The 25,700-nt window shown below is 69.3% G+C and carries 25 protein-coding genes; 8 read left to right on the plus strand and 17 right to left on the minus strand.

Annotation, left to right across the window (positions count from 1 at the left end):
• The 3 genes from tilS to dacB form a co-directional block, all read right to left on the minus strand.
• Positions 1-1,068, minus strand: coding sequence for a tRNA lysidine(34) synthetase TilS (tilS, locus tag ACYVIO_RS02595; protein ID WP_460649000.1), 1,068 nt, complete (start codon positions 1,066-1,068; stop codon positions 1-3).
• Positions 1,040-2,134 carry a zinc-dependent metalloprotease gene (locus tag ACYVIO_RS02600; protein ID WP_460649001.1) on the minus strand — a complete coding sequence of 365 codons (1,095 nt, stop codon included), beginning with the start codon at positions 2,132-2,134 and terminating at the stop codon, positions 1,040-1,042. Before ACYVIO_RS02600 ends, tilS begins: the two co-directional genes overlap by 29 nt.
• An 87-nt stretch (positions 2,135-2,221) precedes the next feature.
• Positions 2,222-3,592 carry a D-alanyl-D-alanine carboxypeptidase/D-alanyl-D-alanine endopeptidase gene (gene dacB, locus ACYVIO_RS02605; RefSeq protein WP_460649002.1) on the minus strand — a complete coding sequence of 457 codons (1,371 nt, stop codon included), beginning with the start codon at positions 3,590-3,592 and terminating at the stop codon, positions 2,222-2,224.
• A gap of 50 nt (positions 3,593-3,642) precedes the next feature.
• Between dacB and ACYVIO_RS02610 the strand changes: the two genes are divergently transcribed.
• Positions 3,643-4,131: an inorganic diphosphatase gene (locus tag ACYVIO_RS02610; protein ID WP_460649003.1), complete on the plus strand. Its 489-nt coding sequence runs from the start codon at positions 3,643-3,645 to the stop codon at positions 4,129-4,131.
• Positions 4,132-4,194: 63 nt separating this feature from the next.
• Here the strand turns inward: ACYVIO_RS02610 and ACYVIO_RS02615 are convergent, their stop codons facing one another.
• From ACYVIO_RS02615 to ACYVIO_RS02635, 5 genes are all read right to left on the minus strand, one after another.
• Positions 4,195-4,560: a MerR family transcriptional regulator gene (locus ACYVIO_RS02615; protein WP_460649004.1), complete on the minus strand. Its 366-nt coding sequence runs from the start codon at positions 4,558-4,560 to the stop codon at positions 4,195-4,197.
• A gap of 608 nt (positions 4,561-5,168) precedes the next feature.
• On the minus strand, positions 5,169-5,348 hold the full coding sequence (locus ACYVIO_RS02620) for a hypothetical protein (protein WP_460649005.1): 180 nt from the start codon (positions 5,346-5,348) through the stop codon (positions 5,169-5,171).
• A gap of 100 nt (positions 5,349-5,448) precedes the next feature.
• Positions 5,449-6,804, minus strand: a complete 1,356-nt coding sequence (locus tag ACYVIO_RS02625; protein WP_460649006.1) for a C40 family peptidase — start codon at positions 6,802-6,804, stop codon at positions 5,449-5,451.
• Positions 6,805-7,106: 302 nt separating this feature from the next.
• Positions 7,107-7,925 (minus strand): endonuclease/exonuclease/phosphatase family protein, encoded by an 819-nt coding sequence (locus ACYVIO_RS02630; RefSeq protein WP_460649007.1) that lies wholly within the window; start codon positions 7,923-7,925, stop codon positions 7,107-7,109.
• A 94-nt stretch (positions 7,926-8,019) separates the two neighbouring features.
• Positions 8,020-9,102: an oxidoreductase gene (locus ACYVIO_RS02635; RefSeq protein ID WP_460649008.1), complete on the minus strand. Its 1,083-nt coding sequence runs from the start codon at positions 9,100-9,102 to the stop codon at positions 8,020-8,022.
• A 103-nt stretch (positions 9,103-9,205) separates the two neighbouring features.
• Here ACYVIO_RS02635 and ACYVIO_RS02640 point away from each other — a divergent pair, with 103 nt between their 5' ends.
• Positions 9,206-10,105 (plus strand): bile acid:sodium symporter family protein, encoded by a 900-nt coding sequence (locus ACYVIO_RS02640; RefSeq protein ID WP_460649009.1) that lies wholly within the window; start codon positions 9,206-9,208, stop codon positions 10,103-10,105.
• Here ACYVIO_RS02640 and ACYVIO_RS02645 read toward each other — a convergent pair.
• Together ACYVIO_RS02645 and ACYVIO_RS02650 are read right to left on the minus strand one after the other, a co-directional pair.
• Positions 10,102-11,403 carry an RICIN domain-containing protein gene (locus tag ACYVIO_RS02645; protein ID WP_460649010.1) on the minus strand — a complete coding sequence of 434 codons (1,302 nt, stop codon included), beginning with the start codon at positions 11,401-11,403 and terminating at the stop codon, positions 10,102-10,104. The genes ACYVIO_RS02640 and ACYVIO_RS02645 overlap by 4 nt on opposite strands.
• Positions 11,404-11,440: 37 nt before the next feature.
• Positions 11,441-12,313: a helix-turn-helix transcriptional regulator gene (locus ACYVIO_RS02650; RefSeq protein ID WP_460649011.1), complete on the minus strand. Its 873-nt coding sequence runs from the start codon at positions 12,311-12,313 to the stop codon at positions 11,441-11,443.
• Between the two features lie 100 nt (positions 12,314-12,413).
• Here ACYVIO_RS02650 and ACYVIO_RS02655 point away from each other — a divergent pair, with 100 nt between their 5' ends.
• Positions 12,414-13,154: an SDR family oxidoreductase gene (locus ACYVIO_RS02655; protein WP_460649012.1), complete on the plus strand. Its 741-nt coding sequence runs from the start codon at positions 12,414-12,416 to the stop codon at positions 13,152-13,154.
• On the opposite strand, the gene ACYVIO_RS02660 is transcribed toward ACYVIO_RS02655, so the two are convergent.
• The 4 genes from ACYVIO_RS02660 to ACYVIO_RS02675 all read right to left on the minus strand — a co-directional run bounded on the left by ACYVIO_RS02660 (position 13,151) and on the right by ACYVIO_RS02675 (position 16,312).
• Positions 13,151-13,450 carry a thiamine-binding protein gene (locus ACYVIO_RS02660; RefSeq protein WP_344182297.1) on the minus strand — a complete coding sequence of 100 codons (300 nt, stop codon included), beginning with the start codon at positions 13,448-13,450 and terminating at the stop codon, positions 13,151-13,153. The genes ACYVIO_RS02655 and ACYVIO_RS02660 overlap by 4 nt on opposite strands.
• Positions 13,451-13,487: 37 nt before the next feature.
• Positions 13,488-15,095: an MDR family MFS transporter gene (locus ACYVIO_RS02665; RefSeq protein ID WP_460649013.1), complete on the minus strand. Its 1,608-nt coding sequence runs from the start codon at positions 15,093-15,095 to the stop codon at positions 13,488-13,490.
• Positions 15,092-15,748, minus strand: coding sequence for an acyl-CoA-like ligand-binding transcription factor (locus ACYVIO_RS02670; RefSeq protein WP_460649014.1), 657 nt, complete (start codon positions 15,746-15,748; stop codon positions 15,092-15,094). The genes ACYVIO_RS02665 and ACYVIO_RS02670 overlap by 4 nt, the downstream gene beginning before the upstream one ends.
• Before the next feature lie 72 nt (positions 15,749-15,820).
• Entirely contained in the window at positions 15,821-16,312 is a 492-nt protein-coding gene (locus ACYVIO_RS02675; RefSeq protein WP_460649015.1) for a MarR family winged helix-turn-helix transcriptional regulator, read from the minus strand.
• On the opposite strand from ACYVIO_RS02675, the gene ACYVIO_RS02680 reads away from it, so the two are divergent.
• The 3 genes from ACYVIO_RS02680 to ACYVIO_RS02690 all read left to right on the plus strand — a co-directional run bounded on the left by ACYVIO_RS02680 (position 16,293) and on the right by ACYVIO_RS02690 (position 21,029).
• On the plus strand, positions 16,293-17,606 hold the full coding sequence (locus ACYVIO_RS02680) for a nucleotide disphospho-sugar-binding domain-containing protein (RefSeq protein WP_460649016.1): 1,314 nt from the start codon (positions 16,293-16,295) through the stop codon (positions 17,604-17,606). The two genes, ACYVIO_RS02675 and ACYVIO_RS02680, sit on opposite strands and share 20 nt — an antisense overlap.
• Positions 17,607-17,645: 39 nt before the next feature.
• Positions 17,646-20,099: an excinuclease ABC subunit UvrA gene (locus tag ACYVIO_RS02685; RefSeq protein WP_460649017.1), complete on the plus strand. Its 2,454-nt coding sequence runs from the start codon at positions 17,646-17,648 to the stop codon at positions 20,097-20,099.
• Positions 20,100-20,186: 87 nt separating this feature from the next.
• The gene (locus ACYVIO_RS02690; RefSeq protein ID WP_460649018.1) at positions 20,187-21,029 is read left to right on the plus strand and encodes an SAM-dependent methyltransferase; all 843 of its coding nucleotides are present in this window, start codon (positions 20,187-20,189) and stop codon (positions 21,027-21,029) included.
• 161 nt (positions 21,030-21,190) lie between these two features.
• On the opposite strand, the gene ACYVIO_RS02695 is transcribed toward ACYVIO_RS02690, so the two are convergent.
• The 3 genes from ACYVIO_RS02695 to ACYVIO_RS02705 are packed head-to-tail and all read right to left on the minus strand — an operon-like array spanning position 21,191 to position 23,920.
• The gene (locus tag ACYVIO_RS02695) at positions 21,191-21,736 is read right to left on the minus strand and encodes an Lrp/AsnC family transcriptional regulator (RefSeq protein ID WP_460649019.1); all 546 of its coding nucleotides are present in this window, start codon (positions 21,734-21,736) and stop codon (positions 21,191-21,193) included.
• Positions 21,733-23,202 carry an aldehyde dehydrogenase family protein gene (locus tag ACYVIO_RS02700; RefSeq protein WP_460649020.1) on the minus strand — a complete coding sequence of 490 codons (1,470 nt, stop codon included), beginning with the start codon at positions 23,200-23,202 and terminating at the stop codon, positions 21,733-21,735. The genes ACYVIO_RS02695 and ACYVIO_RS02700 overlap by 4 nt, the downstream gene beginning before the upstream one ends.
• On the minus strand, positions 23,192-23,920 hold the full coding sequence (locus tag ACYVIO_RS02705; RefSeq protein ID WP_460649021.1) for an SDR family NAD(P)-dependent oxidoreductase: 729 nt from the start codon (positions 23,918-23,920) through the stop codon (positions 23,192-23,194). The genes ACYVIO_RS02700 and ACYVIO_RS02705 overlap by 11 nt, the downstream gene beginning before the upstream one ends.
• A gap of 113 nt (positions 23,921-24,033) precedes the next feature.
• On the opposite strand from ACYVIO_RS02705, the gene ACYVIO_RS02710 reads away from it, so the two are divergent.
• Both ACYVIO_RS02710 and ACYVIO_RS02715 read left to right on the plus strand, forming a co-directional pair.
• Complete coding sequence (locus ACYVIO_RS02710; protein ID WP_460649022.1) at positions 24,034-24,480, plus strand: MarR family winged helix-turn-helix transcriptional regulator; 447 nt, start codon at positions 24,034-24,036, stop codon at positions 24,478-24,480.
• Entirely contained in the window at positions 24,477-25,697 is a 1,221-nt protein-coding gene (locus ACYVIO_RS02715) for an MFS transporter (RefSeq protein ID WP_460649023.1), read from the plus strand. Before ACYVIO_RS02710 ends, ACYVIO_RS02715 begins: the two co-directional genes overlap by 4 nt.
• Positions 25,698-25,700 lie beyond the last annotated feature (3 nt).

A 25,700-nucleotide genomic window follows, 5' to 3' on the forward strand; every position in this document is an offset into this window, starting at 1 on the left:
TTAGCCTGACACACCCCTGGCCAGATGGATGAATCCGCCTCGGCGGATCGCCCGGACGGCTTGTGGGAGGTCGATCCAGCGCTGGCCACGCCAGTCGGTGATGAGGGCGTCGACGGCGGCGACGTGACCGGCGGTGAGGTCGGTGGCCTGGCAGCCGGCCTCGAGCGCGGCCTGCCGCAGGGCGCGGGTGCGGATCGCCTGTGGCTCGGCAGCGAGCATGCCGATGTCGCAGACCACGTCCTCCTCCGTACGGCGTACTGCGGTCTCGGCGAGGTCGGCGGCCAGCGCGTCGAGCGCGTCGGCGTCCGCCCGGAGCAGACCGGCGGTGCGGGCCAGCGCCTCGGTCACTCCAGGGCCCAGCGCCTCCTCGATGACCGGGAGCACCTCGTGCCGTACCCGCACTCTTCTGTACTGCGGGTCGTCGTTGTGCGGGTCGTGCCACGGCCGCAGCCCCGAGGCGATGCAGGCAGCAGCCGTCGCAGCCCGCGGAACCTCCAGCAGCGGCCGCCTGAGCAGTCCGGCGACAGGAGCCATCCCGGCGAGCGACCGCGCACCAGAGCCCCGAGCCAAACCGAGCAGGACCGTCTCGGCCTGGTCGTCGCGCGTGTGAGCCAGCAGTACGACGTCCGCGGCGAACACGTCAGCAGCGTCGCGCAGCGCGTCGTACCGGGCTGTCCGGGCCGCGCCTTCCGGGCCACCCTCTCCAACAACCTCGACCGGCCGCACCTCGACCGGGTCGAGCCCCAGCGAACGGCACTGCTCAGCCGCCACATGCGCCACCCGGGCCGAGTCGGCCTGCAGCCCGTGGTCCACGATCACCGCACCGGCGCGCAGCCCGAGCTTGGGAGCCTCGAAGGCGGTCGCCGCTGCCAGTGCCAGCGAGTCGGCCCCACCGGAGCAGGCGACGAGCACAGTCGTCCCCTGCGGCAGATCGGCGAGCCCGGCGCGCACCGCCTGGCGTGTCCGGGCGACGGCAGGATGGAGCCGGCCGCGCCGCTCCTCCACCATCTCCCCCACCGACGGCAAGCCCTCGGCCGACTCAGCCGTGGAGTCTGGAGATCCAGGCATCCGGGGTGGCGATCTCGTTCTTGGTGGGGAGCGTGTTCGGACCGGTCCAGACCTTATTGAAGCCCTCCATGCCGACGCGGTCGACCACGCGCCGTACGAAGGCCGCGCCGTCCTGGTACTGCCGCATCTTGGCGTCCAGGCCGAGCAGCTTCTTCAGCAGCTGGTCCACCGGGTTCCCACCCGAGCGCCGGGAGCTGAACTTGGACCGGATCGTGTCCACCGTCGGGATCACCGACGGACCGACCCCGTCCATCACGAAGTCCGCGTGGCCCTCCAGCAGCGACATCACCGCGGTCAGCCGGTCCAGCACGGCCCGCTGCTCCGGCGACTGCATCAGGTCGACCAGGCTCAGCTCGGCCTCGCCCTTCACCGATCGGCCCAGCCGCTGGACGGCCTCGCGGAACATCGCGGCGTACGCCGACGCGTCCAGCTCCGCCTGGTCCAGGAACAGCGCGATCTCCGACCGCAGGTGGTCCCGCAGCCACGGCACCGCGGTGAACTGCACCCGGTGGGTCTCCTCGTGCAGGCAGACCCACAGCCGGAAGTCCCGCGGTACGACGCCCAGCTCGTTCTCGACGTGCATGACGTTCGGTGCGACCAGCAGCAGCCGGCCGGTCAGGCCGGGGCGGTCCGGGTCGGGCTCGGCCGGGTAGAACGGGTCGAACTGACCCAGCACCCGGGAGGAGAGGAAGGCGAGCAGCGCACCGGCCTCGATGGCGGTGACCCGGGAGCCGACCGCGGACGACAGCCCACCGGTCTTCTCCTGCTTCTCGCGCAGCTTGTCGGCCAGCGGCGCCAGGACGGTCTTGAAGCCGTCGGCGTTGGCCTGCACCCAGCCCGGCCGGTCGACGATCACCACCGGAGCCGTGGCCGACGTGGCCTGCAGGCCGGTGAAGTCCCGCACGTGGTGCTCGGACTCGGCGGCGAACTGCCGCAGCTCGGCGACTACCTGGTCCGCCTCGGCGCGGCTGACCACCGGTCCCGGACGCAGCAGCTTCCGGGCCACACCGGTCGCCAGCTGCCAGTCGACCATCTCGGCCGTGGTCCCACCTTCAGCCGTACTCATATCCCGACCCTAGTGGCATGTTCCAACATGCGCTCGCGGAACGCGAGAAAAGACAAGGGAAGGAAGGAAAGCGAGAGAGAGGGCGCGCTAAACAGCACACCCACACGTGGCCAAAGCAGCAACTGCTCTGTCCAAAGCAGCTCTGGCCTCCAACGGCTTGTCAGCCGGTACGGCGTCAGTAGCGACAGCAAAGACCAGGAGAGAGCCGGTACGAGTCCTGACCAGCCCAGCCAGCGAGTGCACTCCGGTCAGCGTCCCGGTCTTGGCTCGCACCAGCCCGGTCCCACCCGCCGTACCGGGCCCGGCGAACCTCTTCTCCAGGCTCCCCGTGAACCCGGCCACCGGCAGCCCGCTGATCAGGTGCCGCAGCTCCGGCTTGGCCACCGCCACCCGGACCGCCCCAGCGAGTACGTCGAGCGGCACCTGGTTCGTCCGCGACAGCCCGCTGCCGTCCTCGATCCGCGCCTTGCTCACGTTCAGCCCGAGCTTGGTCAGCGTCTCCCGCAGTCCCTTGAGCCCGCCGGTGTAGGAGCCGCCGTTGTCGGTCGCCAGTCCCACGTGCCGCAGCAGCACCTCGGCACCGTCGTTGTCGCTGTGCAGGTTCACGTACTCGACGATGTCGCCGAGCGGAGCCGACCGGACCTCGCCCGTCTTCTCCGCGGCGGCAGGAGCCTTCACCGGCTTCACGCCGGCAGCCACCTTGATCCCGGCGGCCCGCAGCAGCGGCGCGAACGCGGCAGCAGCCGCAGCAGCCGGCGACGGGGCCCGCTTCGCCATGCCCAGGCTCACCCGGCCCTCGTTCACCCAGAGCGCGGAGGTCGGTGCGGCGATGCCCTCGGGGATGTAGTTGGCCTCCCACTTGGCGTTGGCCGCCGGACCGCTGAACAGCGACGCGTCGTACCCGAGGGTGACCGAGGCGACCCCCTGCTCGCGCAGCGACTTCGCCGTACTGGTTGCCAGGTCCTGCAGTGTGGCCCGGACCGGGAAGTCGAGCGGGTCCTTGGACCGCCGGACCGTCAGCAACGGGTCACCACCGCCAACCAGGACCAGCGAGCTCCCGCTGAGCACAGTCGACGTGGTGAACCAGTGATCGGGCCCGAGCGTGTCCAGCGCCGACACGGTGGTCAGCAGCTTCAGCGTGGACGCCGGGACGTACGGGCGCGTCGTACCGACCGAGTAGAGCGTCTTGTTCCGGGAGGCGTCGAACACCGTCGCGCCGTAGTGCTTGCCGAGCGACGGGTCGGCCAGCGCGGCCGCCAGCACCTTCTGTACGCCGGCAGCAGTGGGCGCGACCCCCTCGGCCTTCGCCGGAGCCAGTACGACGGGCGCCGCCGTACCAGCTGTGCGACTGGTCACATGCTGCGACGAAGCAGGTACGGCCTGCGCCGCACTCACCAGTCCGGCGAGTGCCACACCGGTCGCCAGCGTGACGAACACCGCACGGGGAGGACGGGCCACCAGGCTGCTCCTGTCATTTGGTCGGTCCGAACCGTGACAGTATCTGCCGTATGGAGTTCGACGTCTTCATCGAGATCCCCAAGGGCACCCGCAACAAGTACGAGTTGGACCACAAGACCAACCGGCTGCGGCTCGACCGCACCCTGTTCACGGCCACTCAGTACCCCTCCGACTACGGGTTCATCGAGGACACCCTCGGTCAGGACGGCGACCCGCTGGACGCGCTCGTGCTGCTGACCGAGCCGACCTTCCCGGGCTGCCTGATCCGCGCCCGGGCGATCGGCATGTTCCGGATGACCGACGAGAAGGGGCCGGACGACAAGGTCCTCTGCGTCCCGGCCGGCGACCCGCGCCAGGAGCACCTGCGCGACATCCACCACGTGCCGGAGTTCGACCGGCTCGAGATCCAGCACTTCTTCGAGGTCTACAAGGACCTGGAGCCGGGCAAGTCGGTCGAGGGTGCGAGCTGGGTCGGCCGCGCCGACGCCGAGGCCGAGGTCCTCGCGTCCTTCGAGCGCCTGAAGACCGACCACCACTGACCCGCGGTACGCCGCGAAAGACCTCCGCCGAGGACTCGGCGGAGGTCAGAAGTCTGTGCGGAACTAGGCCGTCGGCGGCTGCCCGTGCCGTTCGCGCATCTCGTCGTTGATCCGCAGCGCCTCGGCGAGCTGGTCCTCGAGAATGATGATCCGGCAGGCAGCGTCGAGCGCGGTGCCCTGGTCGACCAGTTCACGAGCCCGGGCGGCCAGGCGTAACTGGTAACGCGAGTAGCGCCGGTGCCCACCGTCGGAGCGTTGCGGCGTGATCAGCTTCGCCTCGTCGAGGCTGCGCAGGAAGCCGGCCGTCGTACCGAGCATCTCGGCCGCGCGGCCCATCGTGTAGGCGGGATAGTCGTCGTCGTCGAAATGGGCCGGCCCGGTGCTCTGGGCTGAACTCAACGTGATCTCCGTGGGTGATTCTGCGGTCATCGAACTCCATGTCGAAGGGCCCCGGTGCCGAAGCACCGGGGCCCGCAGGTTGGATTTTGCCACCATCTACCGGTCCTCAGACCGGTCTGACACTTCCGCGGCACGCCAGCTGAAGGCCGTGACCGCGTGGATCGCTGAACTGCGTAACCGAAGACCACCTTCTTCCGATGGAGCTACGGCACCCGCCTGGCGAACAACTGGCACTGGCGGGCGATCCGACGGTGAATCCATCCTCCTTCTCATCGCGGACAAACTGACTGTTACTGCTGGTACTGCACCAACTGGTACTGCTGTACGGAACTGCTAGTGACTACGTACTGCACTACTACTCACTGCTACTACCAACTGCTCAGTGCTTCCTCGATCAAGCCGTGGACCTTTTTCAACCACCGGCCCCAACGACTCTGGTCGAAGCTTGGCGCGAAACCCGAGCCCTTCCACTGATCGGCCCGGCGGAGTCCGCCGCCCTGCAACTGCTCGGACAGAACATCAGCTGTCCACGTCAGCTTCGCTTTGTTTCTCTGTCAACACGAGGAACATTACCCCCGTCGTCGACCAATGTCTAATCCCGTCAGCATAGATTTTGCACGGATCTCACAGGAGGTCCGCTACCAGCCGATCAGCGAGTACGACGGCGCCTGGCGGCACTCCGGCTCGGGCTCGGGAACCGCCGGCTCCGGGCGGGTCTCACCGCCGGGACAGTTGGCCGCCTCCTGCTTGGGGGCCGCGGGCGGGCGCCGCCGGGTGAGTACCGCGGCGAGGCGGGTCCGGCTACGGGTCGGGGTCATCAGCTACCACCGTTCTGCTGGGCATCGGCTCAGGTTCGGTGTCAGGGACGGGCTGACGGTGAAGCTGCGGCGGCCGGGACAAGGCGCCGCCGCAGCGGATCTAGGGGCGACCGAAGAAGTCGGGGTCTTCCCAGTAGTAGACGCTGTCGATGGTGACCGGGCGGCCGGGCCGCGGCGCGTGCACCATCCGGCCACCGCCCAGGTACATCGCGACGTGGAAGATCGTGCCCGGGTCGCTCGCGTTCTCGCCCCAGAAGATCAGGTCGCCGGGCCGCAGCTCGTCCTCGGAGATGTGCCGCACCTGCTCGTACTGCGCGACGCTGTAGTGCGGCAGCTGGACGCCGGCCTTCTTCCAGGCCTTCATCGTCAGGCCGGAGCAGTCCCAGGAGTCCGGACCGGCAGCCGCCCAGACGTACGGCTCGCCAAGCTGGGACAGCGCGAACGCGACCGCGGCCGCCCCGCCCTTGCGGTTCGGAGTGTTACCACCGCCGCCACCGTTGCCCGGCCGCTCGATCTTCGGCTTCGGCTTCTTCTTCGGCGGCTTGCTGCCGTGCTTCTCGGCTTCCGCGCGTTCCTCGCGCTCCTTGCGGGCCTGCTCGGCCGCGGCCTCGGCCCGCTCGGCGGCCTCCTTGGCGGCGATCCGCTTCCGGAGCTCCTCGGCCTTCTTCGCGGCCAGTGCGGCGGCTCGCTGGCGCGCAAGCTCCTCGAGTCCCCGCTGCCGCTGGTCGGCCACCTGGTACGACGTACTGCGCAAGGTCGCCAGCTGGGCGATCTGCTGCTTGCGCTGAGCGCCGATCGACGCGACGGCCGACGCCTGGTTCGCCTCGGCCGCCTCGGCGGCCTTCTTCGCCTTGGCCGCCTCGTCGGTCGCGGCCTGCACCTTGGTGACGGCCTGGTCGGCCTGCACCTTGAACGCGTTGCTGACCACCTGGGTCGCGGTGAACCGCAGGTACGAGCCCTGCATCGCCTGCGACACCGAACGCGCCGCACCGGCCGAGTCGAGCAGCTGCTGCGGCCCGTCGGCACTCAGCAGCGGGCCGAGCTGCGCGAGGTCGCCACCACCTTGGTACGACGCCGCGGCGAACCGGCCGATCTGGCGACGCTGATCCGCGAGCGTCTGGGCCGCCTTCTTGGCCCGGGTCGCGGCCGCGGCGGCCTCGGCCTTCGCCTTGGTGAGTCGGTAGACGGCGCCGTTGTACCTCTCGGCGGCGATGCCGGTCTCGCGACCGAGGTGCTCGAGCCGGGCGTTCGCGCCGGCGAGCTGCTGCTCGATCGCGGCGACCTGCGCGGCCTTGTCGGCGGCGGCCTTCTTCGCCGCGTCCACCTGGGACTGCGACGGGATGACCGGCGGTTTCGGGTCGGCCTGGGCCGGCACGGTGTTCAGGGCCATGCTGCCGGTCATACAGACCGCGAGCACCCCGGAGAGCAATGCCCTACCGGTCTTCCCAGTGCTCACGACCCGCCTGCCGGACGTAACCCCCGAGGGCGTCCGCATCGGGTACTTCCTTCCGCCGGTCGCGAACTCCTTCCCCAGAGTTCGCGAACTTTTGGTCCTTCTGGACCACATACGTGACACTAGTTGCCTTCAGCCCCATTGGGAACAGCTTTCACACGAATAACTTTGTTGCACCTGCGTGTCGGCTTGACAAACTACAAGCTTGTAATTCACGCGCCCCGATTTTGGTAGCCCCCAGCAACCGCCTGCCCAGGCAACAAAAAGGTGCCCTCCGCAAGCGGAGGGCACCTGTCAGCAGAAGGTCAGCGGAGGGTGAAACTGGCAACCACCGGGAGGTGGTCGGAGGCCAAGGTCACCGGGACCGTGGCTGAGGTCGGCCGCACTCCCGCACTGTGCAGCAGGAAGTCGATCCGCTTGGTCGGGTTGTTCGCCTCGATCGTGTAGCCGGGGCCCTCGCCGACCTGCGGCCAGGTGTCGGCCAGCGCCGCGGTGAGGGTCTTGATCTCCGGCGACGTGTCGACCGCGTTGAGGTCGCCGACCAGGATCGTCGGGCGCTTCGACGTACCGAGCAGCTCGACGACCTTCTTCGCCTGCTCGAGCCGCTCGGCGTTGTTGTTGCTGGTCAGGTGCGTGTTCGCGAACCGGAACTCCTGCCCGCGGACCTTCAGCGTCGCGACCGCCAGGCCGCGCTGCTCACCCGTCGGGTAGAGCGGCAGCAGCGTGTTCTTGAAGTCCTTGATCGGGAAGCGCGACAGCACCGCCGTCCCGTACTGCCGGCGCGGCTCACCGGCATTGACCGGCGGCAGGTCGAGGTTCGGCGCGAACCGGTAGTGCATCTTCAGCCGCTTGGCGAGCCAAGCCGCCTGGTCGACCCAGTTGCTCCGGACGTCCCAGTGGTTGTCGACCTCCTGCAGCCCGACGACGTTCGCACCGGAGGACTCGATCACCTTCGCGATCCGCTCCAGATCGAGCACGCCGTCCACGCCCGCGGCGTGGTGGATGTTGTACGTGATCACCTTCAGCGTCCGGTCGTCGTGCCGTGGACTCGCCGCGGCGGCGGTCGGCAGCACCATCAGCAGTCCCGCGACAGCGGCGAGCAGACTCTTGGGAAGAATGCGCATGACCTCAATCCTGGTCGAACCGATGCGACCCCGGTACGACGTCCGAGTGTCGCCGAGCTGAACAAAGCCGCGCGGAACCGGCAGGCGGAACGATTCACCGCCCGAGGGTCAGCCGCCCGACAGCACCCTTCGCGCCCGACGCCCAGCATCCCGCCTGACGCCCGTGTCCGGCGCACTCCACGCTGTCGAAGCTCCCGTCGTAGAACTGCGTCCAGCTGTGCCCGCCGTCCAGCGACACATCACTCCCCGACGGCCCGACAGCAACCACGGTCGCCAGCGTGCCCGGCACGAAGGCCGACCCGCTGCGGTACCCCTTCGGCGCCTTCGACGCCGGGATCAGCCGCCAGGTCCGCCCACCGTCGTACGTCACCGACGCGGCGCGCACGGCCTCGGTCGGCTTCTCGAAGTCGCCACCCAGCGCCACGCCGTACAGCGGTCCACGGAAGGCGAGCGTGAAGATCCCCGCCGCCGCACCGCTCGCCATCGGAGAGTCGGTCACCTTCCAGTTCCGGCCACCGTCGACGGTCCGGAACACCCGCGGCCGATCGCCGCCACCGGTCGCGAACCACGCCGTACGACCAGATCCGGCCACGAGGCAGGTCCCGGAAGCAGCGAAGGCGAACTCACCGGGCAGTGCCGCCGGCATCCCCGCCGACGACTGAACCTTCCACGACTTCCCGCCGTCCGACGTCCCGGCGATCCGGAACTTCCCGTCGACCGGGTCGCTCAGCGCGAGCCCGTGCCGGGAGTCGTTGAAGTCCAGGCAGTCGTAGAACGCGGTCGGCTCGGCGTTCCGGAAGGTCTCGGTCCAGTGCTTGCCGCCGTCGACGGTCCGGTAGACCCGCGAGTCCTCCCCCGGCCCGATCGCCAGTACGACGGCCCGCCGCGCGTCGAACGCCTCGACGTCCCGGAACAGCAGCGCCTCCGCGCCGGCCGGGCTCACGTTCTGCCACTTCTTCCCACCGTCGACGGTCCGCAGCACCTGCCCGGCACTGCCCGCGACCCACGCGACGTCCTTGCTGACCGCCGCCAGCCCACGGAACTGCGACGCGCTTCCCGTCGGCGTCAGTTCCCACTTGTACGTCGGCCGATGGCTACCGGCCTGGGCCGGGGTCGTGATCATCGAGGCAGCGAGCAGTACTCCGGCCGCGAGCGCGGCGATGCGCAGGGTCTTCATGACCGAGAAAGCTAATACAAGCCCCGGGCAAGCACGAGCCCTTGCCGCCGTCGCGGGCCCGCTGTCACTCTGAGCACCCGCCAGAAGCCGCAGGAGGCAGACGTTGAACGACTCCGTGCTCACCTCGGTGCTGCTGCCGATCGCACTCGCCGTGATCATGTTCGGCCTCGGCCTGACCCTGACGGTCAAGGACTTCACCCGGGTGATGCGGATGCCGCGCGCCGTACTGGTTGCCCTGGGCACCCAAGTTCTGCTGCTGCCGATCATCTGCTTCGGTCTGGTCAAGGCCTTCGGACTGGCGCCGGCGCTGGCCGTCGGCATGATGCTGCTGGTCGCCTCTCCCGGCGGTACGACGGCCAACCTGTTCAGCCACCTGGCCGGCGGCGACGTCGCCCTCAACGTCACGCTGACCGCGGTGAACTCGGTGCTCGCCGTGATCACCCTGCCGATCGTGGTCAACCTGTCGCTGAACCACTTCCTCGGCGACGGCCAGATCGGCCTGCAACCGGCCAAGATGCTGCAGGTCTTCGCGATCGTCCTGGTCCCGGTCGCGATCGGCATGCTGGTCCGCGGCCGCAGACCGGCGTTCGCCGACCGGATGGCGCGGCCGGTCAAGCTCGGCTCGATCCTCGTGCTGGCGCTCGTCATCTTCGCGGCGATCTTCACCGAGCGCGACAACGTGCTGGACTACCTGGTCGAGGTCGGCCTGATCGCCCTGCTGCTCAACGTGATCAGCCTCGCCGTCGGGTACGTCGTACCGAAGCTCACCGGTCTGGCCGAGCGCCAGTCGATCGCCTGCTCGATGGAGATCGGCATCCACAACGCCACGCTCGCGCTGACCATCGCCCTCAGCCCGTCCCTGCTCGGCAGCAGCGAGATGTCCATCCCGGTCGCCGTCTACGGCATCGTGATGTTCTTCCCCACCGCGGCCTTCGCCTACTACCTCAGCCGCCGCAGCGCCCGTCCGGAGAACGAGGTGCTCCCCGGACGGGCGACCGCCTAGGCGAGCTTGAACGACTGACCAGCAGAGCCGTTGCAGGTCAGTTGGACGAGCTGGACCGAGTCGGCGGTGGAACTGCCGGGGACGGTCAGGCACTTGCTGCTGTGCCGGCTGACGAAGTGGAAGTAGCCGCTGCCCTCGGCAACGGCCTGCCACTGCTGGTTGTTGCCGTTGCTGTACGTCCACAGCTGCAGGCCGGCGTTGTCGGCCGCGGAGACGCCGGTGATGTCGATGACCTTGGTGGCGTCGTTGCGGTTGTTGATCCGGACGAACCCGCCCGACGTCGGCTGGAACTGGAACTGCTGCGCGGTCGAGGCGTTGCACGCGTACTGCTGCACGACCGTGCCGTTCGCCGTACCGGCGGCGCGGGCGTCGACGCACTTGCTGGTCGCCTTGTTCGTCGCGGTGTACCAGGTGTTCGGCTCGGGCTGACCGGTCGGCGGGTCGACCGGCGGGGTGCCGCCGCCGCCCATCCACTTCAGCGAGTCCATCACGAAGGTGTTCTGGGCCGCGCTGTCGAAGGTCGACGAGAGCCGGGTGTTGGTCTCGTAGTTCATCGCGTTGTGGCCGAAGTTGGCGTAGACCATCTTGAAGTTCTTGTTCGACCAGACGATCGGGTGGTAGCCCGAGTACCAGGTCTGGTTGGGATCCGTGCCGACCGGGTAGCTGCCCGGGTCGATCGCGGCCAGGATCTGGATGTTGGCGTTGGTGCGCAGGTCGTTCTGCCAGCCGTACCACTCACTGACCGACGAGCGGAACGTCGCACCCGTGTTCACCAGCGCGGGGTGCGTCCGGTTCTCCGTGCGCAGGTTGACCGCGGTCGGTCCCCAGGTGTTGGTCTGGAACCGGCCGGTGCCGAGGAAGGTCTGGTAGTACCACGGCCAGGCCGACGTCTGGGCGTCGTTGTACGCCGAGACGTGGAAGCCGAACCAGCCGCCGCCGTTCTCCATGTAGCGCTGGAAGCCGGTCCGCTGCGACGCCCCGGTCGGTGCGCCGTCGAGGAACATCACCACCTGGTACTGCGAGGCGGTGATGGTGTTCAGCCGGTTCCAGTCGGTGGTGGCGGTGTAGGTGAAGCCGTTCTGCGCGGCGAACTGCGGGAACCGCTGGTTGGCCTCCTTGACGAAGTCGATGTGCGCGGCGTCCCAGTTGCCGTTGTAGAAGGCCAGCACGTTGAAGGTCGCCTGGACCTTCTGCTCCTGCTGGACCTTCGCCTGGGCGGCGGGCACCGAGGCGAGCAGCAGGAAGCCCACGATCAGGGCCAGGATTTTGGGCAGGACGGAGTGTCGGACGAAAGGCATGGGGGCGGTCCTTTCCGAGGAAAATTCGAGACTTAAACTAACTTTCAGTTTTAGTCTCGACAAGCCCTTTCCAGAAGTTTCCTTCGTTAGTCCCCAGCACGGTCAGCAGCCGAAGTCGCTCGGCGCTCTCGCTCCCCGGCGCGGCGGTGAAGACCACGAGCGTCTGCTGCTGGTCGCGGTTGTCGATCACCTCGCAGTACAGCTCGAGCTCGCCGACCACCGGGTGGTCGAACCGCTTCGTCCGGCTGTGCGTCACGCCGACCTCGTGCCGCTCCCACAGGCCGGTGAACTCCGGGCTGAGCGTCTGCAGCGCGCGGACGATCGACGCGGCGTACGACTTCGGCCCGTCGGCCGTGAACACGGTGCGGAGCATCGAGACCAGCATCCGGCTGTGGTTCGACCGGTCCGGCTCGCGGTACAGCGTCCGCGACTCCGGGGTGGCGAACCAGCGGTAGATCTCGCTGCGATCCATCCCCTCGCGGTTCGTCTGCTCGCCGGCGAACGCGACGTGCGCCGGGGTCTGCGCGAGCGCCTCGCCGCACCGGTTGAGCAGCAGGGCAGGCGTGTCCTGCAGCCGGTCCATGATCCGCAGCATGCCCGGGTCGACGTGGCAGGCCCGCGTCGTCCGCGGCGGCGTCCCGTGCCCGGCGAGCACGAACAGGTGGTCGCGTTCCTCCAGCGTCAGTCGCAGCGCCCGGGCGATCGCGCCGAGCATCTCGACCGACGGTTGGGGCCCTCGGCCCCCTTCGAGGCGGCTGTAGTAGTCGGTCGACATCGACGCGAGCGAGGCGACCTCCTCGCGCCGCAGTCCCGGCGTACGGCGGCGCCGGCCGCGGGGCATCCCGACGTCCTCGGGTTGCAGGGCTTCCCGGCGCTTGCGCAGGAAGTCGGACAGTTCGCCGTACTCCATGCTTCCAGGTTCTCAGGCCGGTCCAGCGCTATCCACTGCTTGCCGAGCAGTGGCTGAGCTCAGCCTGGTTACGGCGATCCGGTGGGCGAAGGCTGGAGCCATGAAAACGACAGGCAACACGATCTTCATGACCGGCGGCACCTCGGGCATCGGCCTCGGGCTGGCCCGCAGGTTCCGGGACCTCGGCAACACCGTGATCATCAGCGGCCGGCGCAAGGACCTGCTCGACGAGCTGGCCGACGAAGGTTTCGGCACGGTCGAGCTCGACGTCGCCGACCCGGCCTCGATCGCGGCGGCGTACGACACCATCGCCACGCGGTACCCCGAGACCAACGTGCTGATCACCATGGCCGGTGTGATGCGCGGCGAGGACCTGCGGGACCCGGCCCATCTGGCCACCGCCGAGCGGACGATCGAGATCAACCTGCTCGGCACGATCCGCACGATCACCGCATTCCTGCCGTTCCTGGCGCAGCGGCCGGACGCGACGATCGTCACGGTGTCGTCCGGTCTCGCCTTCACGCCGCTGATCCTGACGCCGACCTACAACGCGACGAAGGCCGCTGTGCACAGCTACACCGTGAGCCTGCGCCACCAGCTGGCCGGGACCGGCGTCCAGGTGATCGAGCTCGTGCCGCCCGCCGTCCAGACGAATCTGTTCGAGGGTCAGGACCCCGACCCGACGTGGATGCCGCTGGAGGAGTACCTCGACGAATCGATGCGGCTGTTCGCCGACCAGCCGGACGCACGCGAGATCCTGGTCGAGCGGGTCAAGTTCCTGCGCAACTCCGAGCTGGAGAACCGGTACGACGCAACGTTCGCGGCCCTCAACAGCCACTAGTCGCCGAGGGCCTGCTCCAGGCGCTCGACCTTGGCGGTCAGCTGGCCGGTGTACCCGGGCCGGATGTCGGCCTTGAGCACCAGGCTGACCCGCGGCGAGACCGCGGCGACGGCGTCGACGGCCTGCTTGACCACGGCCATCACCTCGTCCCACTCGCCCTCGAGGTTGGTGAACATCGCGTTGGTCTCGTTCGGCAGGCCGGAGGCGCGGACGACGCGGATCGCCTCGGCGACCGCCTCGCTCACGCCACCGGTCTCGTCCCCGGCGGCCGGGCTGATACTGAAGGCAACGATCATGCCCCCAGGCTAGTCAGCCCGGCCTGAGGCCTGAGGATCAGACGTCGTCCTGCACGACCTTCTCGCGGGCCTCCTCGGCCGCGCGCCGCTCGGCGCCGCTGGTGGTCATCAGCGGCTTCTCCTTGATGAACAGGACCGCGACCAGCGCCAGCACCGCGAACGGCACCGACATCATGAACAGGTCCGCGGTCGCCGCGCCGTACGCGTTCTCGACGACGGTCCGGGCCTGCTCGGGCAGCTCGGCGATGTTCGGCACCGCGCCGCTGCCACCGGACGAGGCGCCGCCCGGGTTCAGCGTCTCGGTGACCTTGTTGGCCAGGATCGCGCCGAGCACGCTGACACCGATCGTGCCGCCCATGCTCCGGAAGAAGCTGACCGCCGAGGTGGCCGCACCGAGCTCACGCGCCGGTACGTCGTTCTGCGCGGCGAGCACCAGGTTCTGCATCACCAGACCGATGCCGACGCCGAGCACGATCATGAACGCCCACAGCATGTACTTCGACGTGTGCGCGTCGATCGTGCCGAACAGCCCCAGGCCGATCGGCAGCAGCACGCTGCCGATCACCAGGTAGATCTTCCACTTGCCGTACTTGGTGATCAGGCCACCGGCGATCGTCGAGGCGACCATCATGCCGAGGATCATCGGCAGGCTCATCAGGCCGGCCTTGGTCGGCGAGTAGCCCTGGGCGATCTGGAAGTACTGCGCGAGGAACACCGACCCGCCGAACATGGCCACACCGACCAGCGCGCTGGCCACGATCGACAGCGTCACCGTGCGGTTGCGGAACAGGTCCATCGGGATGATCGGCTCGGGGTGCTTGCGCTCGACCATCACCGCGGCCGCCAGCGCGGCCAGGGCGACACCGACGAGCAGGAAGCTCCAGCCCGAGGCCCACTCGAACTTGTTGCCGGCGAACGACGACCAGACCAGCAGCGTGCTCACGCCCGCGGTGATCAGGAACGCGCCCCACCAGTCGATCTTCACGTCGCGCCGTACGGTCGGCAGCTTCAGCGTGCGCTGCAGCAGGATGATCGCGGCGAGCACGAACGGTACGCCGACCAGGAAGCAGGCCCGCCAGCCCAGCGGCGAGTCGACCAGGAAGCCACCGAGCAGCGGTCCACCGACGGTCGCCGACGCGAAGATCGCGCCGAAGATGCCGGAGTACCGGCCGAGCTCCCGCGGCGGGATGATCGCGGCCATCACGATCTGGACCAGCGCGGTCAGACCACCGGCGCCCAGACCCTGCAGCACGCGGCTGCCCAGCAGCACCTCGATGTTCGGCGCGAAGCCGGCCACCAGCGAGCCGATCACGAAGAAGCCCAGCGACAGCTGGACCAGCAGCTTGTTGTTGTAGAGGTCGGCGAGCTTGCCCCACAACGGCACCGTCGCCGTCATCGTCAGCAGCTCGAGCGTGACGACCCAGGTGTACGACGACTGGCTCGCCCCCAGGTCGTGGATGATCCGCGGCAGCGCGGTCGACACCACGGTGCCGGCCAGGATCGCCACGAACATGCCCATCATCAGGCCGGAGATGGCCTGCACGGTCTGCCGCGGGGTGAGCGCCGCCACCTCGGCGGCCGCCACCTCCGGCGGGGTGACCTCGCCCGCCGGGTCGGCCGGGGTGGGCGAAGAGGTCGTTGTCATGACTGACCTTTCTGGTTTCGTGGAAGAACGTCTCTGTCGTACGCGGGGTCCAGACCGTCGGCCAGCAAGGCGAACGCCTCGTCGACCAGCGCGGTCAGGTCGGGCACCTCGTGCTCGCCCGCAAGCTTCTGCTTCTCCGCCGCGACCCGTACGGCGGTGGTGACGGCTCCGACCAGCAGCGCCGGCTTCAGCGAGACCGGCGGTTCGCCCATCCGTTCGGCGAGCGCGGCGGACAGCGCCCGCTCGTCCTCGGCGCCGAGCAGCACGAACTGCGCCAGCAGCGCGGGCGACCGCCCGATCAGCTCGAACCGCTCCTTGGCGTCGCCGGCCTTGTCCTCGAAGTCGGCCAGGGCCTGGCTGACCAGCACCCGCAGCATCGTCAACGGCGACTGGTCGGCCGGTGCCTCGCGCAGCCGGGTCAGCGAACGCTCGAGGTCCTCGGGGTCGCGCCCGAGGATCGCGTGCTCCTTGTGCGGGAAGTAGTTGAAGAAGGTCCGCACGGACACGTCCGCCGCTTCGCTGATCTCCTCGACCGTGACGTTGTCCGGCCCCTTCTCCACCGCCAGGCGCAGGGCCGCGGCGGCCAGGGCCAGCCGCGTCTCCCGCTTCTTGCGCTCCCGTCGCCCACCGGCGACGGCCTCCTCGGTCTGCATCACGTCATCCACGGTGACACGAACTTGCAGTCCGTGCAAACTATTTGTCACTGCAATCTTGCAGTCACGCACTCATGACTCAGCGTGTTCATCCAAGCGTTTCAAGACCTTGTTGGCCAGCGCGCAGAAGGTCTCGAGCTCCTGCGGGCTCAGATCGCCGAACCAGTCGCCGACGGCCGCGAAGTCGGACTCGTCGCGACCCTGCCAGTAGGCGGCACCGGCCGAGGTTGCCGCCAGCAACTTCCGGCGCTTGTCGGCCGGATCCGGCAGCACCTCGAGCAGGTCCTTGCGGACCAGGGCGGCGACGATCTGCGCGACGTTCTGATGCGTGCTGCCCAGCGCGGCCGCCGCTTCGGCGATCGACGGCGTACCGGATCCCTTGACCACGGTGATCAGCGCGGCCTGCTGGGTGGTCAGCCCGTCCTCGCGCAGCCGCTTGTCCATCGCGTGCCGCAGCTTCTGCGCGAGCGCCAGCGTGGTCCGGAACGCGCGCACCGGCGGGTCGAGCGTGGAGTCCGGCCCGATGCCGAGGAGGTCCAGGGTCTTGCTCTTCGGTGACGACATAGGCAATATATTACCTATTCTGCTCGAGGAGGCCACCATGATCTGCCTGCTGCCGCACTGCGCCTTCCTGTCCGAGACGTCGCGGATGATGGAGCTGCACCGCGCGCTGACCGCGCTCGGCGTTCCGGTCCGGGTCGCCACCCACGGCGGACCGCACGAGCGGCGGCTGGTCGAGGCCGGCATTCCGTACGACGTACTCGGTCCTGGTCTCTCGCCGGCCAGGTCCGCCGCGTTCGTGGCGTCGGCGATCGGCCTCGGCGATCCCGGGCAGAGCATGTACGACGACCAGGAGCTGCACACCTACGTGCAGGCCGAGGCGGAGTACTTCCGCGCCCACGGGATCACCGTCGCGGTCACCGGCTTCACGCTGACGACGCTGCTGTCGTCGCGGCTGACCGGCGTACAGGTCATCACCGAGCACGCGGGGAGCTTCGTCCCGCCGGTGTTCGAGCGACGGATGCTGCCGAGCCCGAGCCAGCCGATCAGCCGCCGACTCGAGCGCCTGCCGAAGTGGTTGCGCCGGTACGCCGTCAACAAGTCGATCCACCGGCTGCCTGCGTACACAGCGGGCTTCAACCGGGTGGCCGGCGAGCTCGGCGTCGAGGAGATCCCGAGCCTGCCGGCGCTGCTGCTCGGCGATCTCTCACTGGTCCCGGAGATCCCTGAGGTGCTCGGCATCTCGAACACCGACCTCGAAGCCTGGCGCGTTAGCCGCGGCTATCGGACCAGCTCCCGTCTCACCGCGGTCGGCCCGCTCTACGCCCACCTCGACGCTCCGATCCCTTCGCACGCCGAGAAGTTCCTCAGTGGCGGCGGGCCGATCGTGTACGTCGCGATGACCTCGACGCCGCCGGCGCTGGTCCGCAAGGCGGTCGAAGCTCTGCAACCTCTCGACGCCCGCATCCTCGTCGCCGGCACGGTCCACGACCTTCAGGACCTGGAGTCCAGCAAGGTCTGCGTCGCGGGCACTCTGCCGAGCCACCTCGTCATGCCGCGCGTCGACCTGGCTGTCACCACCGCCGGTCAGGGCAGCGTGCAGACCGCGATGGCGTCCGGCTGCCCGTTGCTCGGCATCCCGTTGCACCTCGAGCAGGACCTCAACATCAGCCTGGTCGAACGCCTCGGCGCCGCCCGTCACGTCGCTCCCCCGGACCTGGATCAACTCGGCGCCACGGCGACCGCGATGCTCGGCGATCCCGCCCACTTGGTCGCGGCCGAGCGCATCCAGAAGCTATACGCCGCAGTCGACGGCCCCGCCGAAGCCGCGCAGATCATCGCGAGCCAGGTGGCCTGACTTCCAACATTGTTGCTTTTGGCTCCCTACGATGAGCGCATGCGATGGGGCGAGCAGGTCTCGGTGCGGGGCGCGCGGGTGCACAACCTGAAGGACGTCGACGTCGACGTCCCGCTGCGGCAGCTCGTCGCGCTGACGGGAGTCTCCGGCTCCGGCAAGTCCTCGCTCGCGCTCGGAGTCCTGTACGCCGAGGGCTCGCGCCGCTACCTGGAGGCCTTGTCGACGTACACCCGGCGCCGGCTCTCCCAAGCGGCCCGCGCCGATGTCGACGCGGTCGACGGCGTGCCCGCGGCGATCGCGTTGCACCAGCGGCCCGTCGTACCGGGGGTTCGCAGCACGTTCGGTACGTCGACCGAGCTGCTCAACGCCGTACGGCTGATGTACTCGCGGCTCGGCGTGCATCGCTGCCCCAACGGCCACGACGTCCCGCCGACGATCGAGATCGCGTCGACCGGGCACGCCACCTGCCCGAGCTGTCACGAGCGGTTCGCCGCACCCGGAGCGGAGGAGTTCGCGTTCAACTCCGATGGCGCCTGCGAGACCTGCGCGGGGACCGGCGAGACCCGGCAGATCGACGAGCGGACTCTCATCCGGGACGAGTCGCTCTCGATCGAGCAGGGCGCGGTGGCGGCCTGGGGATCATTCGGCGCCGGGCTGCTTCCGCAGGTCGTGGCCCAGTTGGGAGTACGGACCAACGTCCCGTTCCAGGAGCTGACGCCGGCCGAGCGCGAGATCGTCCTGCACGGCGAGGAGACCTCGCGGGTCGTGGTCGTGACGAGCAAGAAGGGCAACGCGTTCGAGCTCAACGCGACGTACCGCAACGCGAACCGGGTGATCCAGGACGCCCTCGGCAACGCGCAGAGCGAGACCGCGGTAACGCGGCTCGACCGCTTCGTCCGCGTCGCGGAGTGCCCGACCTGCGGTGGATCCCGGCTCAACGAGCGCGCCCGGACGGTGCCGCTGAACGGCGTCACGCTGAACGTGCTGTCGACCTGGCCTCTCGACCGGACCTCCGAGTTCATCCGCGCCGTACCGTCGTCGCTCCCGGCCGAGCTCCAGCGGATGGCCGAGCAGATCGTCGAGGCGTTCACCGCCAACGCCGATCACCTGCTCGGCCTCGGACTCGGCTACCTCTCACTCGGCCGCGCGTCCCGCACGCTGTCCACCGGCGAACTGCAGCGCGTGCAGCTCAGCCGGACCCTACGCAGCAGCGCGACCGGACTGCTGTACGTGCTCGACGAGCCGTCGATCGGTCTGCATCCGAGCAACATCGACGCCCTGATGCAGGTCGCCCGTCGACTGATCGAGACCGGGAACTCGGTGGTCCTGGTCGACCACGACGTCCGCGTCCTGCGGCACGCCGACTGGCTGATCGAGATCGGTCCCGGCGCCGGTTCCCAGGGCGGCCAAGTAGTTGCCACCGGCAAGGTTGCGGAGCTCGAGGCGTCACCGGACTCCTTGATCGGCGGCTTCCTGAGCGGCCGCGAGCCCACGGTCGTCCGCCCGAGAGTGGACGACGTCTTCCAGCACGGCCGCATCCACCTCACGACCGGCCCCCGCTTCACCCTCCAGCCCCTGGAGGTGGACTTCCCGCTCCGCCGACTGACCGCGGTGACCGGCGTCAGCGGATCCGGCAAGACCACCCTCGTCCTGGACAGCCTTGCCGCCGCACTCACAGCCCGGTACGACGACCGCCCGCTGCCCGAGCACGTGCGCTCGCTGGAGTCGGACGGCGTCCAGCGCGTGGCCGTCGTCGACGCCACCCCGATCGGGCGGAACGTGCGATCCACCGTCGCGACGTACAGCGGAATCCTGGACGAGCTCCGCCGCGCCTTCGCGCGCGAAGCACCGGAGCTGACCGCGGCCGACTTCTCGTACAACACCGGCAGCCTGCGCTGTCCGCAGTGCGAGGGCACCGGGCAGATCTCGCTCGACGTCCAGTTCCTGCCCGACGTCGAGATCCCCTGCCCGCTGTGCGGCGGCACCCGCTTCAGCCCCGCCGCGGACGCCGTCACTCTCGACGGCCTGACGATCGCCGCGACGCTCGCGCTGACCGTCACCGAGGCGCGGCGACATTTCCCGAAGCTCCGCAAGCTGCAGGCCCGCCTCCGCACGCTCGACGAGGTCGGCCTCGGCTACCTCATGCTCGGCGAGGCGACGCCCGCACTGTCCGGCGGCGAGGCTCAGCGCCTCAAGCTCGTCGCCGACCTGGAGAAGCCCCAGCAGGGCACGCTGTTCGTGTTCGACGAGCCGAGCGTCGGCCTGCACCCCGCCGACATCCGCGTCCTGCTCACGGTGCTCGACCGCCTGATCACCGCGGGCGCGACGGTGATCGTGATCGAGCACGACCTCGACATGATCGCGAACGCCGACCACGTGATCGACCTCGGTCCGGGCGGCGGCGAGCACGGCGGCCGCATCGTCGCGGCGACCACGCCGCAACTGCTCCCGTCGATCCCGGACAGCGTGACCGGCCGCTACCTCGCGCGTTAGACCCTGCAACCCCCGAGGCCTGGTCACAGACCGAGGCCCACCCGCTACGATTCCAGCTACGTCACGGGACAGCGCGAGGAGTTTGTGATGACTGACCAGCCGGACCAGACCGACGTCGGGAACCCGGACCGGATCGACCTGAGCGTGCCGCACAGTGCCCGGGTGTACGACTACTTCCTCGGCGGCAAGTCGAACTTCGCCGTCGACCGCGCGGCCGGCGACCACCTGCTCGAGGCCTTCCCGGGCTTCCGCACCGCCGCCCAGTCGAACCGGATGTGGATGCACCGCGCGGCCCGGTACGTCGCCGAGCGCGGCATCACGCAGTTCCTCGACATCGGCACCGGCATCCCGACCAGCCCGAACCTGCACGAGGTCGTGCAGGAGATCGTGCCGGACGCCCGCGTGGTCTACGCCGACAACGACCCGATCGTGCTGTCGCACTCGCGCGCGTTGCTGGTCAGCACGCCGCAGGGTGAGACGGCCTACCTCGAGGCCGACGTCACCGACCCGCAGGCGATCCTCGACTCCGCCGAGGTCGCCAGCGTGCTCGACCTGAGCAAGCCGGTCGCCCTGAGCCTGGTCGGCGTCTTCCACTACCTGCCCGACGAGCTGAAGCCGTACGAGCTCGTCCAGCAGCTGCTCGAACCGCTGGCCTCCGGCTCGTACCTGATCTTCTCGCACTGCACGCCGGACTTCGCGCCGGCCATGTGGGAGCAGGCGATCCAGGTCTACAAGGCCGACGGCGGCGACGCGCAGGTCCGCAGCAAGGCCGAGATCGAGGGCTTCTTCGCCGGCCTCGACCTGGTCGAGCCCGGCATCGAGGTGCCGTTCCGCTGGCACCCGGACGAGGAGACCGACCAGCTCGCCGAGCGCAAGGTCTTCACCGACGTCAGCTGCAGCCTCTGGGTCGGCGTCGCCAAGAAGCCCTGACCAGGCGCCTGAGGCAGGCGGGGTCGGGCTGACGCCGACCAAGGCGACGCACGTCGTGCCGGCGTCTTTCAAGTACCGACCCTCGATCGGTGGCCGGCACTTGAAAGACGCTTGGCGGATTGAGTCCGACGGCTGATTCACCGCCGGTCCTCGACCGGCGGTCAGTCGGGCTGCACGAACTTGCCGAGCAGCCCGGCACCGAAGTTCTTCGCCGGCATCTCGGCGACCGACAGCAGCGTCGCGGTGCGCTGGATGCCGGGGATCCGCCAGACGTCCTCCATCAGGATCGTGCGCAGCTGGCCGTAGTCGCGGACCCGCATCCGGATCAGCAGGTCGAGGTCGCCGGTGACGAGCGTGACGTCCTCGACCTCGGCCAGCTCCCAGAGCCCGGACATGATCGTGGCCACGTCGTACCCCGGTGCTGCCTCGATCGACAGGAACACGACCTGCCCGTAGCCGACGGCCGACCAGTCGACCTGCGCGCTGAACCCGGTGATCACGCCGTTGCGTTCCAGCCGCGCCATCCGCTCGCCGACCGTCGGCGCGGACACGCCGAGCTGCGTGGCGATCTGCCGCTGCGAGGTGCGGCAGTCCGCGACCAGGATCTTCAGCAGCGCCAGGTCGACGGCGTCGAGCTCGTACGGCTCCCGCGCCGTCGCCGCCACCTCCCGGATCCGGGCCAGCGACGAGTTGTTGTCGGCGATCATCCGGCAAACCCTAGAGGCGTTTCGGACACGAGCCGCAACTGGGTGAACGCGAGGATGCCTTCCACACCACCCTCGTAGCCGTAGCCGGAGTTCCCGAGACCACCCAGCGGTACGTCGGGCAGCGAGGGCGCCAACTGGTTGATGCCGAGGTTCGAGGCGTTCAGCCGTCGTACGACGTGATCGCGCACGCTCAGCCGGTCGGTGAACAGGTAGGCCGCGAACGAGTACGGCGCCGCGTTGGCCGCGGTGATCGCCTCGTCCAGCGTGCTGAACGAGGAAACGGTCGCGATCGGGCCGAACGGTTCCTCGGACAGGATCTCGGCGTCCGCGTCGAGCGGGAGCCCGGCGACGACGGTCGGCGCGAAGTAGAACCCGTCGCGCTGCACCTGGTGGCCGCCGGTGGTGATGGTGCCGCCGTGCTCGGCGGCGTTCTGGGCGAGACGGATCAACGCGTCCACGCGGCCTTGATGGGCGACCGCGCCGAGAGTCACGCCCTCCTCGGTGCCGTGGCCGAGCACGTACGACGACGCCTTGGCCGTCAGCTTGTCGACGAACTCCTGGTAGAGGGACTCGTGCACGAAGTACCGCGACGGCGCGACGCAGGACTGCCCGGCCGACCCGAACTTGGCGCCCGCGGTCGTCGCGATCACGTGATCGACGTCCGCGTCGTCCATCACCAGGACCGGCGCGTGGCCGCCCAGCTCCAGGACCGTGCGGATGAGGTTCGGCGCTGCCTGCGCTGCCAGCGCCTTGCCGACGGCAGTGGACCCGGTGAACGACAACGCCTTGATGCGCTGCGACGAGGTCAGCTGGGCCGACACCACCTGCGGATCACCGAAGACAAGGTTCACCACACCCGCCGGCAGGCCCGCTTCGACCAGCAGCTCGACGACGAGCCGCGCGGTGGCCGGCGCGAACTCGGAGGCCTTGAACACGACGGTGCAGCCGGCCGCGAGAGCGGCGCCGAGCTTCCGCGTCGCGAGCACGGCCGGGAAGTTCCAGGCCGTGATCACCGCGACGGCACCGAGTGGCGTCGGCATCGACGTACGGCGAGAGCCGGCAACGACTCCCGGGAACGCGGTGGCCTGGAGCCGACCGGCCTGTTCGCCGTTCCAGCGCAGGGTTTCCGCCGCGCGACCGATCTCGCCGCGGGCATCGGCCTCGGTCTTGCCGGTCTCCAGCAGGATCGTCGCGACCGCCTCCTCGGTGCGGTCCACGAGCAGGGCGGCGGCCCGGCGGAGGATGTCGCCTCGCGCCGATCCCGGCAGGGCCGACCATGCCGGGAACGCGTCGACGGCGGCCGTGATCGCGGCGTCGACCTGCTCGGCCGTGGCCAGCGACACGGCACCGGCGACCTGACCGTTGCCTGGGTCAACGTTGTCGAGCGTCCCGGCCCGACCCTCGATCCAGGACCCGCCGACGTACAGGTCGGCGCTCATCCTGGCCGCGCCGACGTCAACGGACATAGGAGGCACCGTTCACGTCGATCGTCGTACCGGTCGCGTGCTTGGCCAGGCCGCTGGCCAGGAACGCGATGATGTTGGCGACGTCCTGCGGCTGCGCGACCTCGCCGAGTCCGGTCTGCTCGGCGGCGACCGCGACGCCGACCGTGTCGCGGAACTGCGCGTTGAGGTCGGTGTCCACGTACCCCGGCGCGAGCGCGAAGGCGGTCACGCCGTTGCGTCCGTACTGGCGGGCGATCGTGCGCGTCATCGCGACCACGCCGGCCTTGGCCGCCGCGTAGTGCCAGAAGTCCGGATCCTCGCCGCGGAACGCGGCCCGGGAGGCGAGGTTGATGATGATGCCGCCGTGCTCACTGGCCGAGTACGCCGTGACCGCCTGACGGCAGAGCACCGCCGGAGCCTTGAGGTGCAGGTCCAGCGAGAAGTCCCAGACCTTCAGCCACTCGTCGAGCGAGGAGTCCAGTGGAGCGGGCGGGTAGGCGCCGGCGTTGTTGACCAGGACGTCGATCCGGCCCTTGACGGCCCAGGCGTCGATCCACAACTGCTCGGCCGCCTTCAAGTCGGTCAGATCAGCCACCAGCGGTGTCGCGTTCGCGCCGAACTCCTCGGCGAGAGCGTCCAGGGCCGTGCGGTCGTGGATCAGGGCATGCCCGCCCTGAGCGACCACCGTACGAGCCGTCGCCGACCCGATCCCGCCGCCGGCACCGGTGATCAGAACCACTCTTCCTTCGAGATTGCCCACCCCAAGCCCTCCATGTCTTCGAATCTGTAAGGTTCAGCGTCTCACAAACCTTACACTGGAAACACATAGCATTCCTATGTAATATTGAGGACGTGATCGCTACCCAGCTCTCCCAACTCGGCGTCGACGTGGTGGTGGCGTCGGCTCGACTGACCCGTCTGGCCAGCCGGGACGTCAGCGCCCTCCCCCATGCCGCGATGCGCTTGCTGGGCCGGCTCGACGAGCTCGGGCCGACCCGGATCAGCGAGCTCGCGAAAGCCGACCGCTGCTCGCAGCCGACGATGTCGACGCTGGTGCAGCGGCAGGAGGAGAGCGGGTGGGTCCGGCGCGAGCCCGATCCGGCCGACTCCCGGGCCAGTCTGATCAGCCTCACCGACGCCGGGCTGGCGGAGCTCAACCACGCCCGCCGCGAAGCCGGTGCGGCCATCGCCCAACGGCTCGTTCAGCTCCCCGCCGAAGACCTCACCACCCTGGAGGCCGCGGTCACCGTCCTGCAGAAGATCCTCACCCTCGAACCATTGGAGGAACACCCCCGGTGAGCAGCACCAGCAGCTCCTTCCTCAAGCAACCCAAGTCCGTCTGGGCCGTCGCCTTCGCCTGCGTGATCGCGTTCATGGGCATCGGCCTGGTCGACCCGATCCTGAAGCCGATCGCCGAGCAGCTGCACGCCAGCCCGTCGCAGGTGTCGCTGCTGTTCACCAGCTACATGGCCGTGATCGGCGTCGCGATGCTGATCACCGGCGCGGTCTCCAGCCGGATCGGCGCGAAGCGCACTCTGCTGATCGGTCTCGCGATCATCGTGGTGTTCAGCGCGCTGGCCGGCCTGTCGAACTCGATCGGCGCCATCGTCGCCTTCCGGGCCGGCTGGGGGCTGGGCAACGCGTTGTTCATCGCGACCGCCCTGGCCACCATCGTGAACTCCGCGGCCGGCTCGGTCGCCGAGGCGATCATCCTGTACGAGGCGGCGCTCGGCGTCGGCATCGCGGCCGGCCCGCTGGTCGGCGGTGAGCTCGGCACGATCTCGTGGCGCGGCCCGTTCTTCGGTGTCGCCGTACTGATGACGATCGCGCTCGCCGCGACCGCGTTCCTGCTGCCCGCCTCGCCGCCGGCTCCGCGCCGTACGTCGATCCTCGAACCGCTGAAGGCGTTGCGGCACCGGTCGCTGGCCACCGTCGCCGTGACCGCGCTGCTCTACAACTTCGGCTTCTTCACCCTGCTCGCGTTCACCCCGTTCCCGCTGGCGATGTCGGCCCGGCAGATCGGCCTGATCTTCTTCGGCTGGGGCATCGGGCTCGCGCTCACCTCGGTCTTCGCGGCGCCGTGGCTGCAACGCCGGTTCGGCACGCTGCCCGTGATCATGTCCGCGCTGCTGCTCTTCGCCGCCGACCTGGCCGTGATGGGCGCCTACGCCCACCACCCGCACGTGCTCGCGGTTGGCGTGGTCGTGGCCGGTCTGTTCCTCGGCGTGAACAACACGCTGATCACCGAGGCCGTGATGGGCGCGGCTCCGGTGGAACGCGGTACGGCGTCCGCGGCGTACAGCTTCGTCCGCTTCTCCGGCGGCGCGGTCGCACCGTGGCTGGCCGGCAAGCTCGGCGAGGAGGTCAACGTCCAGCTTCCCTTCTACGTCGGCGCTTTCGCCGTCGTACTGGCTGTCGGTGCGCTGGCCACGGGCTGGAAGCCGCTCGCCCACCTGCGCATCCCGTCGTCGCACTCCCGCACCGAGGCCGAAGCGATCACCGTCGCCGACGCCTGACCG

Source organism: Kribbella endophytica, from assembly GCF_054781295.1.